Annotated in this window: 10 protein-coding genes and 3 pseudogenes; 4 read left to right on the top strand and 9 right to left on the bottom strand. The window is 59.6% G+C overall.

The features are described from left to right. Positions 1-154: 154 nt before the first annotated feature. From NKI39_RS33455 to NKI39_RS34430, 5 genes and pseudogenes are all read right to left on the bottom strand, one after another. Positions 155-520, bottom strand: a complete 366-nt coding sequence (locus tag NKI39_RS33455) for a VOC family protein (protein WP_352616595.1) — start codon at positions 518-520, stop codon at positions 155-157. A gap of 324 nt (positions 521-844) precedes the next feature. Further along, positions 845-1123: an RES domain-containing protein gene (locus NKI39_RS33450; protein ID WP_352837322.1), complete on the bottom strand. Its 279-nt coding sequence runs from the start codon at positions 1121-1123 to the stop codon at positions 845-847. 44 nt (positions 1124-1167) lie between these two features. Then, positions 1168-1452: an RES domain-containing protein gene (locus NKI39_RS33445; RefSeq protein WP_352837319.1), complete on the bottom strand. Its 285-nt coding sequence runs from the start codon at positions 1450-1452 to the stop codon at positions 1168-1170. Then, positions 1453-1892: pseudogene (locus tag NKI39_RS33440) on the bottom strand (XRE family transcriptional regulator); the annotation flags it as partial. It lies immediately after the preceding gene. A gap of 90 nt (positions 1893-1982) precedes the next feature. Further along, positions 1983-2492: pseudogene (locus NKI39_RS34430) on the bottom strand (RHE_PE00001 family protein); the annotation flags it as partial. Between the two features lie 452 nt (positions 2493-2944). Between NKI39_RS34430 and NKI39_RS33425 the strand changes: the two are divergent. After that, positions 2945-4042, top strand: a pseudogene (locus NKI39_RS33425) (site-specific integrase); the annotation flags it as partial. 34 nt (positions 4043-4076) lie between these two features. Here NKI39_RS33425 and NKI39_RS33420 read toward each other — a convergent pair. Both NKI39_RS33420 and NKI39_RS33415 read right to left on the bottom strand, forming a co-directional pair. Continuing rightward, positions 4077-4595, bottom strand: coding sequence for an RES family NAD+ phosphorylase (locus NKI39_RS33420; RefSeq protein WP_352772344.1), 519 nt, complete (start codon positions 4593-4595; stop codon positions 4077-4079). Then, positions 4592-4981, bottom strand: a complete 390-nt coding sequence (locus tag NKI39_RS33415) for an antitoxin Xre/MbcA/ParS toxin-binding domain-containing protein (RefSeq protein WP_352772346.1) — start codon at positions 4979-4981, stop codon at positions 4592-4594. Before NKI39_RS33415 ends, NKI39_RS33420 begins: the two co-directional genes overlap by 4 nt. A 562-nt stretch (positions 4982-5543) precedes the next feature. Here NKI39_RS33415 and NKI39_RS33405 point away from each other — a divergent pair. The 3 genes from NKI39_RS33405 to NKI39_RS33395 all read left to right on the top strand — a co-directional run bounded on the left by NKI39_RS33405 (position 5544) and on the right by NKI39_RS33395 (position 8760). Beyond that, complete coding sequence (locus tag NKI39_RS33405) at positions 5544-6218, top strand: protein-L-isoaspartate(D-aspartate) O-methyltransferase (protein WP_352772372.1); 675 nt, start codon at positions 5544-5546, stop codon at positions 6216-6218. Between the two features lie 158 nt (positions 6219-6376). Then, complete coding sequence (locus tag NKI39_RS33400) at positions 6377-7081, top strand: Crp/Fnr family transcriptional regulator (protein ID WP_352772349.1); 705 nt, start codon at positions 6377-6379, stop codon at positions 7079-7081. Positions 7082-7992: 911 nt separating this feature from the next. Next, entirely contained in the window at positions 7993-8760 is a 768-nt protein-coding gene (locus NKI39_RS33395; protein ID WP_352837316.1) for a LuxR C-terminal-related transcriptional regulator, read from the top strand. 277 nt (positions 8761-9037) lie between these two features. Here the strand turns inward: NKI39_RS33395 and NKI39_RS33390 are convergent, their stop codons facing one another. Together NKI39_RS33390 and NKI39_RS33385 are read right to left on the bottom strand one after the other, a co-directional pair. After that, positions 9038-9472, bottom strand: coding sequence for a hypothetical protein (locus tag NKI39_RS33390; protein ID WP_352837313.1), 435 nt, complete (start codon positions 9470-9472; stop codon positions 9038-9040). Between the two features lie 821 nt (positions 9473-10293). Further along, positions 10294-11127: a LuxR C-terminal-related transcriptional regulator gene (locus tag NKI39_RS33385; RefSeq protein WP_352837310.1), complete on the bottom strand. Its 834-nt coding sequence runs from the start codon at positions 11125-11127 to the stop codon at positions 10294-10296. Positions 11128-11995: the final 868 nt, after the last annotated feature.

Genomic DNA, 11995 nt, shown 5'->3' with positions numbered 1-11995 from the left:
GAGGACAGCCAGCCGGCCAGATGTTCGAACATCGCCGCCACATCTCAGGTGGCCACCGCTTCCGCGATTACTTCATGTTCGTTCTCCGGGAGGCGACATGACCATGAGCAGACGTACCAAAACTAACTGTCCGCCGCCAAGCTTTACGTCAGGCTCAGTCCTTCTTGAACTCGAATAGCTCGATGACGTTGCCCGATGGATCTTCGAGCAAGATTGCGCGACCGGCACCGCCGTCGCTGATTTCGCCGCGGAATCTTGCATCAGCCCGGCGCAACCGCTCAATAAGGACATCGATCTCGTTCGTAACGATCATAAATCGGTTCCACCCACCTGGCTTCGGATCGCCGCCCGCCTGACCACCGCTCCCCGCACCTGGGGCACTGAGATACAGCGTCAAGTCATCGCGCAGCAGCGCGGCGAACTTACCCGGATTGTGCATGTCGATCTTGAAATCGAGATTGTCTCGATAGAACGCGACCGCCTCATTGACGTCCGCAACGATGTATCGGACGGATGCCATTCAACCTTCTCCTCTGTCTTGTAGCTACAACAACAGTCAACTCGCGCGAAGGTTTCCCTGTCGGTGGAGCAGAGTGCAGAAGCGGGCTGTCTGGATGCCAGCCGAAATAGTCGGATGAGGGTTTTTGGACACAGGTCGTATTTCTGCGGTGTTTATGACACCTATACGACGACATCGTCGGCGGAATGCAGCTTTGTGCTAGTTCATTCCAGAACCGGATCGTCTACTTCCGGCCCCACATCGGTCGTTCCGTTGCTCCGGCTTAGTGGACGCTTCTGGCGCTACAGCCATCTTCGCCAAGCGATACGGATACGAGCTGCATCTTCACACCAACCCCACCCTGAAATCCTCCAGGACCTGAGCCAGCCCTCGCGCGCCGAGAAGGGCCATAACACGCTTCGCCTGAAGCTTCGGTACCGCGCGATCGTAAATGGCAAGATTGGTCGCCTCATTGAGGCGCGAGGGATAAATGATCCCGTCGGGCTGAGATGGCTGCTCGTGAAACGCCAGTGACCACCGGCGTGCCAGGTTCTGGCGCTGTGCGCGAACGACATCGGTCGGCACACCCATCCGAGCGGCATTGTCGCCTCTGAGATCGACCAGGCGTAGGTCTGTCGTGGTCGCGATCTGCGCATAGCGCCGTCGGGTCAGCTCACCTCCTCTATTGGAAGTTCGTCAAGGATTCCTTCGCGGCGGTCGCGGAGCACGGTCTCGAGGAAACACACCTTCAGGGAGTCACCGAGGTACAGAACGCCAAACCGGTTGGCGTCAAGACGGCGTCGAGGATCGCTGAACCGGCTCGGCGACTTCCCGTACCCCAATGGATCAGGATAGGTGCTCCAGTAGATCCGACCGAACGTCCGACCGCGCGGTATGGTCTCGATTTCGAGCTTTGCACGCCCAAAATCGGGTGGAGGTGGAACGCCGGGCATTCAGTCGAAATCGCCCCTGGCCATGCCTTCCGCCGCGGCCAAAACCGAGGCGTCATCGCCTTGTTGAAGGGCTCGAAGGCCGGTCCGGCCATCGAGGGCGCCATGGCGCGACACCAGAAACCGATAGACGGCCCAGGCACTATTGCCCAACATGGCATGCAGCGCCGGCAATGCGCCGAAGGGACGACCGTCCTTGTCGAGTTGCCAGACAGGAAAGCGGAAACCGCGCTTGGCGCCATGATCCCGAGCACCCGTCCGCTTTGCCGCCTGGCGTTGACCGTCACCCGCGACGTGCCGAGCAGCTTGGCAAAGGCATCCGCGCTCAACATGTCCTCGCCGGCGACAATTTCGGCGACACGCTTGCGGCCACGCGCGCGCGCTCCGGCGAGAGCCGCCTCGAGTTCGGCATCGGGCATGCCCGTGTCCTCGACGGGAAAAGTATTGTCTGAAGCGATCGGTTGCTCTTCGACCGGCACCAGCCGATCATGTTCCTTCAGGCCGACCAGTGCTGCGTCGTGGATGGCGTCGACAAAAGCCAGCAACCGGTCCGAGCAGTTGCGCGCCCGCCGCCGCTCGCGCGGAATGTTCTTGGCGCCGAGATGCAGGTGGCGAGATGGTGGGCCGCGAGACCCTCCTGGCGCAGCAGTGCAGCCACAAGCAATGGCCCGAGCCAGGTGGCATGCTGCAGCACCTCGATGTCCGACCAGGCCTCGAGCAGGATCGCGGCGCGTCACCAATGGCCACTCCCGCGTGTCGGCGAGCACGGCCTGCCATTCGGCCAGGCGTTCCTCTTCATTCCAGTCGAGATCGTAGATCAGGCTGCTTTGCGGCTCCGGCCGTTCACGTCGTGACGTTTCCTCTTTTCGACCAGGCACGTTGGCTCCGTTCAGGATCTTTGATGAGCGCGCCAGGACGGCATCGATCTCGGCAAATTCTTCGGCCAGACGATCGTCCTCAGCATCCTCGCGACCATCGGCTTCAAAAGAGCTGGCTCCAGCCCCCTCCCCGTCTCGGCTTTTGTGGCCCGCCGCCGCCGGCATGGCGCCGCCGCGGCCGGCCAGCGCCAAAACCGCCGGCGGGTTCGCAGCACCGCATGTGCGCGGGTGAGTTCGTGGGTTGGCGTGCGGATGTCCATATGGGCGTCGTGCAACACGAGATCCTCGAGGTGCACGAGCTCGCCCTCCAGCCAAAGGGCAGAGGCCGCGTCGGCAAAATGCTGGCGCTCGACAACCGTCGCGGACTGGCGAATGGGCCAACCGCTCGTCGAGACGGACCAAAACCTCGGTCGCGCGTGCGACGGGCCCGATCAGGGTTTCCAGGGGCAGTACGCTGGCAATTGAAACCGCGTTGCCGCTGGCCACCCTCGATCGCAAGCTCGCAGTTGCCGCGCGGCTAGGCAGTCCGAATTCTCGTACCGCTCGCGAATGGCGACTGACCGCGTCGCTCGGCCACCGGGCAATGGTGTTCGACGCACCAAGGCGCTCAACTCGCATTGGATTCGGTGCTGCCCTTCGACCGCCGCGATCCTTTGGCCGAAATCCTGACCGACCACGATGTCGCGATGCTGCGCCATCTGGCCCAGGAACGCATCGGCAAAAACTCCCTCCGCGCGCTCGCCTCCGACCTCGGCTATCTCGACGCCTGGTCGCTGGCCACCACCGGACAGCCTCTGCCTTGGCCGGCGCCGGAATCCCTGCTCCTCAAATTCGTCGCTCACCACGTTTGGGATTTTTCGAAACGCGAGGCCGACCTGGCGCAGGGCATGCCGGCTGACGTAGCGGCATCGCTGGTAGCCCAGGGCCTGTTACGGGTGACAAAAACCGCACGCGTCGTTCACCGTGCGCCGGCGGCTGTCGAGCTGGTCAATCTTGACCAAATGGCGAAACCTGTCGGGAATTCAATGCGCCGGGGCTGCAGAGCGCGATCAAACTGGCGGTGCGCGCCAGCGCCCGTCCGCGGCTGCAAGAGCAGGAACGCTATGACCGCCGATATTCTGGCCGCCCTCCTGAAAACATGCGCCGGCGACCGGCTCGTCGACGTCAGGGATCGCCCGATTCTCATCACCGCCTTGGCCTCCGGCGGCCAGCGTCGCAGCGAAATTTCTGCTCTTCGCGTCGAAAGCTGGTCGACCAAGACCCGGTTCCGGCGGATCCCAACGCTCCCGACGGCGATAAATTGCCATGCCTGTCGATGCGGCTCGGCCGCACAGAGACGACGCAAGCCGACAGCGACGCTTTCGTGCTGCTCGTCGGCCGGCCTGTGCTGGTCTTGAAGGACTGGCTGGCGCGCGCCGGGATCAGCGACGGCGCCGTGTTTCGCGGCATCGACCACTTGGGCAATCTCGAAGCGCGCGCCCGCCCTGACGCCACAGGCCGTCAATCTGATCCTGAAGCGGCGCACCGCCGAGGCCGGGCCCCATCCGCAAGCCTTCTCCGCCCACGGCTCGCGCTCCGGCTATCTCGCCGAAACCGCACGCCGCGGCATTCCGCTGCCCGAAGCCTTGCAGCAGTCGCAGCATCGCTCCGTGCAGCAGGCCTCAAACTATTACAATGACGCGGAACGCACGCTCGCGCGGGCGGCGCGGATAATCCCCTCAGTCGCAATTCGATCCGACCCTTGCGGCGTTAGCTCCAGGACAATTGCTTCCGAGGCAGCCGGCCTCCCGGATCGATCACCTTGACCTGGTGCGGGAGCACCTCGCCCCAGCTCCATAGCACGAGGTTCTGATCACATGTGCCGGCACCTGGCGCGAAGCTGGGCGCGAGAATGCCGAACTTGCCTTCAGCAACGAGGCGGTCATGGATGCTCCATGAGGGCGGCCGTTTGCCATGGGCGAGAAAATCCATCCAGGCACAAGCCATATCTTCGAACCGGATCCCGGCGTCGGCCTGGCCTTGCGCCGTCCTCAGGTCGACAATGTCATCGCAATCGATCTCGTATGAGCAAAGCACGCAGGGATCAATGCGATGTGCAAAACCCTGATTGGCCTCCTTCACGGCCGTCACGATGTCGAGCGCCAGATAAAGCGTAGGCACACCTTTCGGGTTGAACCTGGCGCCCCGAATAGCCGCTCCGTCGCCTGAGATAGGCTGGAAGGACCAGCGCGGATCATGGGCGCGGTGGCAAATTCCGGCAAACCTCAAGCAAAGCCACCAACGGCGACATGATCCAGGTAGTCGCGAACCGCGCTGGCCTTGCCTTCCTTGACCAGAGCTTCCGCCGTCCGCCCGCCGAATGCCGGTATCGGCTGGGCTCGGTACCAGGCCATCGCCTGCTCCTTGCCTCCAGCCCAGTCGATCACCCGGCTGATGATCTCAAGCATTTCACGAAGGCGACCTTGCGTCTTTGCAGCACGGCTACGCTCAATCCTATAGAGGGTTTCCCGCGCAAGACCCGCCGTTTCGGCAAGCTGACCTTTGGACATACCGAATCCATCCGCAACCTGGGCGACAGCGATCTTCCCAGCCCGATCCATATAGGACAGCACTAACGGTTCGTTCTGAACTGGAACTTTCAATGCTTGGGTCATCCCTGTCCCCCTTGCCATATCCAGAGGCACATTTCTTGTGCGTAAGATATGGCATTAGTGACGGATTACAAGCCTCGGTTGGCTGATGAGACGTCGTTGAGGCCTCTCCAGACGCATTCACACGTTCATGTTCTGGCACATTCCTTGTGTGTACAAAAATCCAAAAACGGCCCCGAAACCGGCCAATGCACGCACAACGTCCAGTTCTCCCGATCGGCCGCCCATTGGCGATCCCCGCGTCTCGACCGAGGATCGGGCGACCGACGCCCAGGTCGACGAGGTCAAGGCGGCTGGCTGCCGCCTCGCCCACCAGGAGCACGGCTCCGGCGCATCGCCCTGCCGGCCGGTGCTGGCGAAGCTGATGCGCGATAGCCGCATGTGTGACACACCGCTATGGCGATATAGCGCCCAGAATCTCCAGGGTCGCCGCCAGCGATAGCCTGCCAAGACGCTCACCCATGTTTGCCCTGGGCACCGTAATGGAAACGATGGCGGGCGCTACCGTGACGAACAGGATATAATGCTCACCGGCAGCAAGCTGGTTGAGGAAGGCCCCACCGTCATGAAGCCAATGAACGAAGAGCACCTCGCGGTCCTACGCAGGCACATGGTCGAGATGATTGCAATCCATACCGACCTTGCAAGCGAAGAACTCGGCAAGGCGGCGCTCGATGAGCGGGTGATGGCAGCGATGCGGCGAGTGCCGCGGCATCGCTTCGTGCCAGCCTCGGTTGCACCTTATGCCTACCAGGACATGCCGCTGCCGATCGGCTTCGATAAAACCGTCTCGCAGCCATTCATCGTCGCTCTCATGACCGATCTCCTTGCTCCCCAATCGAACGAGGCGGTGCTCGAGATCGGCACTGGCCTGGGCTATCAAACCGCAATCCTCGCGCAACTCGCCGGGCAGGTTTGGAGCGTAGAAATCGTCGAGGAATTCGTAAGCCGTGCGGAGGCTCTCCTGCAGGAGCTAGGCTTATCCAATGTCGGCATTCGTGTCGGAGACGGGTCTCGCGGCTGGCCCGAGCACGCCCCATTCGACAAGATCCTTGTCACGGCGGCGGCTGAGCAGACACCGCCGGCTTTTCTGAAGCAACTCAAGCCGGGGGGACGGCTGGTTCTGCCTTTGGGATCTAAAGAAGCACAGTTTCTGACTGTCATCGACAAGGATGCGGCAGGGCAGCTCGAGACCCGGAAACTCATCCCGGTTCGGTTCAGCCGGCTCGAAACCGTCTAGTGAGGTGCGATAACTGGCGCGACCGCGCTTTTCCAACCGTCAATCTACTTCATTCAAACAGACGAGGACAGTAGGCCATCCTGCCTCTACCGTGGGTGGTCCTTCTGTCGAACTCGTACGGGAGTAATTATTGTAGGTTGTGCGGAAATTGAAGCAACATGCAAACACTGTTGCAGTTCATACACTCGCATCCCGTAGGGGGGACATTCTCGAAGGACGATTGGGGTAACAACGATTTTCTCGGTGTTACCGCAAGAATTTACAAACCCCATTCCGTGATATGCCGCCAGGATGACAATAACGATGGGATATTCATCGTAAAATCGGGTTGGGCCCTCCTTTACCGCGGACTGCTGGACGGAGAACGGCAGATCATCGACACTCCTCTGCGGGGGGACATTGTCGGTTTCCGTTCCGTGGACGGACCTCGTTTAGCGTCCCTAGCCTCCATAACCGAACTAGCTGTTTATGAAATTTCCAGCAAGAAACTGGTAGAGGCCATCTTGTCGGAAGGCCGGCTCGGCAAGACCATCGCCTGCTCCCTGGCCCGCCTGAACGCCATCCTTACCGAACATCTCATGAATGCCGGACGGCGGAACGCGATGAGCCGCACCGCCCATTTCCTGCTCGAGTTGGAGGAGAGGCTCTCGATCGTTGGCCTGTCGGCCCATGGACGATATGAGTGTCCGCTTACCCAGCACGAATTGGCCGACATTCTCGGAATGACCACCGTTCACCTCAATCGGACGTTGGGGGAACTCCGCAAGGCCGATCTCGTCGCTTTCAAGGCAGGCTATGTAGAGGTGATCAACCGCAAGAAGCTGGTCAAAACAGCCGGATTCGACAGCGAGTACCTCAGGTAAAGGTTATTCCCTCTAGCTCGGGTTCAACCGTCTCCAGCAGGGTTTTCGCGTCGCCCCCTGCGGCGCGGTGCTGGGCGCCAGCGCATAGGCCATCAGCAAAATTTCTGCTGGAAGACGACGGTGCGTCGTCGCTGAGGCAGTTCCGGACGATGTCCGGGCTGGTAGTGGACCTAGCTCGCCGCAGTCTATCTTGAAGAGGGCAGCCGCAAAGGCCCGATTATCATGACCGACGGCACCATGGCCTATGGCATGAGGAGAAGGTGCTGCCGAAATGCGCGTAAGCTGGCCATAAACGGCGGCAGATACAGCCGGGTGTTCTCGGACTGGCCACGGATGCCACGAACTGCGCCCTCGTCATGCCAATATCCACCTTCAGGAATTCTCGTCCGCAATCGCGAGGAACTACCGATCCTCCCTCGAATGGCTGCTGGGGTTTGGCTGAGCGGTCCCATCCTGAGAATGGCATCATCGCCTACCCGGTTAGTCAACCTCGCAGAGCTATCCCACTCCTTGGCATTCCTTAAGCGGTCGGGAATCATTTCAAGGGTTGGCACATGGCCAAAGGGATTGAATCTGACCGGACCGCGCGTCACGATCGAACTCGCGGGAGCTTCAACGCGGGGTGACGCGGTCTCAACACATGTCCTCAGGCGACCGTCGAGGCGAAATTTTCTAAAAATTAACTTATGTTAGAGAACGCTTATAAATAGACGATAGGCTGCACAAGCTGTTCTCGGCTAGGGGTGAAGAACTGCTGAAACTGCTGGTGAGCTCACGCTTTCACAAGGGCTGGGTGTTCAATCACAAGCGCATTCAAACACAGGGCAGCGTATTCAAGCTTTCAGATTGCGAAGAATGAGGGGTGTTTTGGCAGCCGCAACGCGGCCTGTGCGAAAAGATTGGGGATTGACATGGGTTCCACAGCAGGGCGGCATAAACACACGGCCAATCGGTCAGGAGTGCTGTCCAGCGGAACGGAAAGCGTCCACGGCCAAGGAGGCAGAGGATGCCTCCTCATCCTGGACGGACGGGCTCTAGGCCGCGAGTGTCTCGCATCGGCTCTCGCGGACCACGAACTCGGCATGGAGATCGCCGCCATGGGTTCGATCGATGAATGGCGCGTGAAGAAGGGCTCGGCACCTCCCCTTGCAGCCATACTCTTCAACCTTGGCGGCCGAAAGGTCACCGATCATGGCATCGCAGACGAGATTAGGCATATTTCGTCCGAATTCAAATCAGTCCCTGTGGTTATCCTGGCCGACACCGAAGATCTTGCACACATACTGACCGCTCTCGAATGCGGCGCACGCGGCTATATTCCGACCTCGGTCGAAATCGACGTCTGTGTCGAGGCTATCAACCTCGCGGCAGCGGGAGGCATCTTCGTCCCTGCGAGCAGTGTCCTTTGCATGCGCCACCTGATAGGTTCGGACAGCCGCGACACGCAGCCTTTGAAAGGCATGTTCACGCTCAGGCAGGCCGAGGTCGCCCAAGCGCTCCGGCGCGGAAAGGCTAACAAGATCATCGCTTACGAACTGAACCTGCGCGAAAGCACCGTGAAGGTCCACATCCGAAATATCATGAAGAAGCTGAAGGCGACCAACCGCACGGAAGTCGCCTGCAAAGTCAACGATCTCTTCACGGAAGAAACTGTTGCTGAAGCGTCTCCCAAGCGATAAGACGGCCAGCCTCGGGTGAATCGATATACCCGCGACGAGGCGGCCGGCGACGGTGACTGGCGGTGATGAGCACGACCTCACTTCGATTGCGGACCAATAAGGTGACGGCGTCTGACAAACGGGTCTCGGTGTCGCCGAAGGGCTTCGCTGGGACCTGCACAGGGCGGCACGCAAAGCCAAGAAGATTCCAGCTGACAAGGAAACTGGCCTGGAGGACGACCGCTTGAAAAGGGAAATGCGCAATTTCCGCCAGCTCGGAAGCTGACCGCGATTCGGGTTAACTTCCTGCCGCTGAATCCGCCGATCCATCTGCAGCGTCAGGGAAAGTGTGTCTGGCCACCCATCTTATGGCTTCTTCGATCGTATCGAAATTCTTGTGCTGCCCGCTCAGCAGCCCGAAGCCTGTTTCGAGGAACCATTTGCCTTTCGTGGAGTAGGCTTCCTCGTCGATCCGGGTAAGGACCGCGACCAGTTGGTCCCATTTCCACACCAGAACCCCGGATTCTCCGCCCTCGACCGTTCCGATCCGGGCTTTCTTGAACGAAAATCCAGGACTAATTTTTGCCTTGCCCACTTTGATGAATCCCTTAACTTCAAAATGGATAGAAAAACGGTCGGCTTGAATGACTAGTTCTGAACTATCTTTCCTTGTAGACGTCTTTTTGTCGGACCGCCGTAGACGAATATTTAGCAGATCGCCCGATGAGTTCAAGGCCCACTCCATTTTTCGATGGTCGCCCCGCAAGTTTTTGCGAGAGAATGTGTGCAAACTGCTAAAGAATTTTGGCCTTCCGGAGCGTGAAAGCCCCGGCGAAATGCTCGGGTGCCCGGCATTCCATCCCGCGCAACCTCGCAAGCCCAGCGAGTGTCTGGCGGTCGAACCGTCGAACCAGTCCCTGGAGCGCAGCGTTCCGAAGTGCGCGTCGAGGGGCTCATCTTGCGTTCCAGCACATCGGCCGTGAGCGGCACGTAGGCATTGGGGTGGCAAAGGTCGCAGTCCCAATTTCGGGATCTCGTATTCGAGCACCGGATGATCACGGAAGACATCCAGGTCAGTTGGTTGACCTCCCGCTGGCCCTGATGGCGTCGAACCTGGCCTGGGTCAACACCACGTCGGGATGAAACCGTGATCTTGCATCGGTCAGCCGCTGCTTTATCGATCGGCTGTGGGCGGGGAAGTAGCTGTCATCGAAATCCGCGACGGCAATCACAAAGGCCGGGTCGCGGTCCCGTTGACGGGTCCACCGCAGCGTCCCCATTGCGATCCCGTCTCTACTGCACCCTCCTTACGCTACCATCGCCGGGGGTGATTTTAACCTACACGTTCTTGACCGCGGAAGCTCGTATCAGGGCGTAGCTTTGGAAAGTGCGTCGTAGAAAGGTGTGGTTGCTGGGACCTGAGACCATCTCAAAGTTGCGGTTTTGAGCATCGGGATTCTCGTCGCATCGGTCGACCGGGGTCTCCTTCGTGCGGCAGCATAATGCAGTACAGGTCACCAGCCTGAAGGGCGATGTGTCAAGACGCGGAGGCGGTCACATCGGATGAGTGTTCTTGACAAGGTGGTACTCCTTTTGTGCTTCAAGTAGCTCTTGCGGATGGGGAGAAGGCTGAGTTGCCATCTGTTCGGTCCCTGATGGGCCATTGCCTGGATCGGAAGTGAGCATACCATGGTTCATCGCCCAAACTGCAGCCTGGGTGCGGTTGCCGACCCGAATCTTTCGAAGGATGGCCTTCACGTGCACCTTCACCGTCGCTTCGGCGATGTTAATCTTGCGCGCGATTGTTTTGTTAGATTCCCCTCCTATCAAGCAACGTATAATACAATCTTCCCGAGTTGACAACATTGATGGTTCTCGATCAGCGCTCTCTATTGAAACAGCCACATTTGTAAAGTCATTTACCGCATCATATTTCAGACCATGTCTTATGTCCTGAATAAACGTCGAAGTTTCTGCAGGTAGCACCGTCTGACCTAGCATAACCAATTCGAGAGCTTTGATGAAAGTGTCGTGAGCGGCAACTTTTGTCAAATACGCGTCCGCCCCCGCACGAAGGGCTGAAACTATATCGTTCGGTCGACAGTGATCGGCTAGCGCAACGACATGGCTGGTCGGATAAATCCCTTTAAATTCTGAAATTTGTGCGAATCCAGCATCCGCGTCAGTACCGTCGACATCCATGATGAGTAAGATGGACCGGTGCTTGGGTAGCGCCTTCTGCAGAAGGTCGTGAACACAAGCCGCAGAGAAAAGAATGCGAAACTTTGCTGCGTCCAGAATTAGAACAAGGCCCTCTCGGAGTAACTCGCTTTGGCTGACAAGCACTGTTATAAAAGACTTTGTGGTCACCAAGGATTTCGTTGTCATCGTAGCCTCCCCTGACGCGATTGAGGTACGCACGTCTCGCAAGGCGCTCCTCGCATAGTTTCTTTTTTGACCCTGTTACCTTACGCTAGGAAAACCCTAGACAAGAACACCCTCTTTAGGCGTAGGGTAGCTTCGTCGAGGGGTACCCCGGATTCTCAGGCCTGAGGCCTTAGTGAGGTGCGAGCCCTGGCTTTCCAGCCGCTCCGGGCGGCAGCCAGCACCATGGTGGCGCCGGATGCGCGGGCCGCGAGAGTTGCGGGCCTGGTCTCCCGTGGCGCGCGGGTGGTGCCGCCGGTCTGGCGCGGGGCGGCGCGGCGTGTCAGGCGGGAGAACCGCGGGTCCAGGGGGCCGCGCCGCGACCAGCGCCATTTTGGGATGACGGCGCAAGCCGAGGAGAAGGCGACGCGGCGCGCGCTGATCCTGACCAGCGCCCGAGCTTCACCAACTTGAGGAGCAAAGTGCCACAGCTGGCGGTGGCGACTGGGTGCGGACCAGGGCGATGCGGCGCAGCGCACACAACAGCACGCAAGCACGGGTGCCTTCCGGCCATCGAAATGGGCGATGGTCTGCCGAGCCGCTCCTTGCGTTGCACCTGCGCTGAGCAATAGAGGAGTTGCCTGGCGCGGCCCTGGGGCGACCCAGAGAGGCGGGCCAGTTCTGCTATTGCTACCTCGATAGGATTGTCAAGATTGACGGCTTCGTCGAGGTCGCCTCTTCATTCATCAGGCGAGTCAAGCCGTCGATCAAGTGTAAGCGCTATTTTCGCTGCACGTTGACGCGGGGGCTTTCGACGGATGGCCTTCGAATCGGGAACGGTATCTGGTCTGATCAGGCTGCTGTTGCTTTGGCGAAGTTGAAGGGCAGCAGA

This window comes from Mesorhizobium sp. M0664 (assembly GCF_040320565.1).
Lineage (GTDB): Bacteria > Pseudomonadota > Alphaproteobacteria > Rhizobiales > Rhizobiaceae > Mesorhizobium.
Note: the sequence above shows the minus strand (reverse complement) of the source record. Positions and strands in the feature narration are given on the sequence as shown.

What these genes read in the sequence shown, in the direction of transcription:
- NKI39_RS33415 (WP_352772346.1), bottom strand. Translation starts at nt 4,981, where the DNA reads ATGACCCAAGCATTGAAAGTTCCAGTTCAGAACGAACCGTTAGTGCTG.
- NKI39_RS33400 (WP_352772349.1), top strand. Translation starts at nt 6,377, where the DNA reads ATGCAAACACTGTTGCAGTTCATACACTCGCATCCCGTAGGGGGGACA.
- NKI39_RS33385 (WP_352837310.1), bottom strand. Translation starts at nt 11,127, where the DNA reads ATGACAACGAAATCCTTGGTGACCACAAAGTCTTTTATAACAGTGCTT.
- NKI39_RS33445 (WP_352837319.1), bottom strand. Translation starts at nt 1,452, where the DNA reads ATGCCCGGCGTTCCACCTCCACCCGATTTTGGGCGTGCAAAGCTCGAA.
- NKI39_RS33455 (WP_352616595.1), bottom strand. Translation starts at nt 520, where the DNA reads ATGGCATCCGTCCGATACATCGTTGCGGACGTCAATGAGGCGGTCGCG.
- NKI39_RS33395 (WP_352837316.1), top strand. Translation starts at nt 7,993, where the DNA reads ATGGGTTCCACAGCAGGGCGGCATAAACACACGGCCAATCGGTCAGGA.
- NKI39_RS33405 (WP_352772372.1), top strand. Translation starts at nt 5,544, where the DNA reads ATGAAGCCAATGAACGAAGAGCACCTCGCGGTCCTACGCAGGCACATG.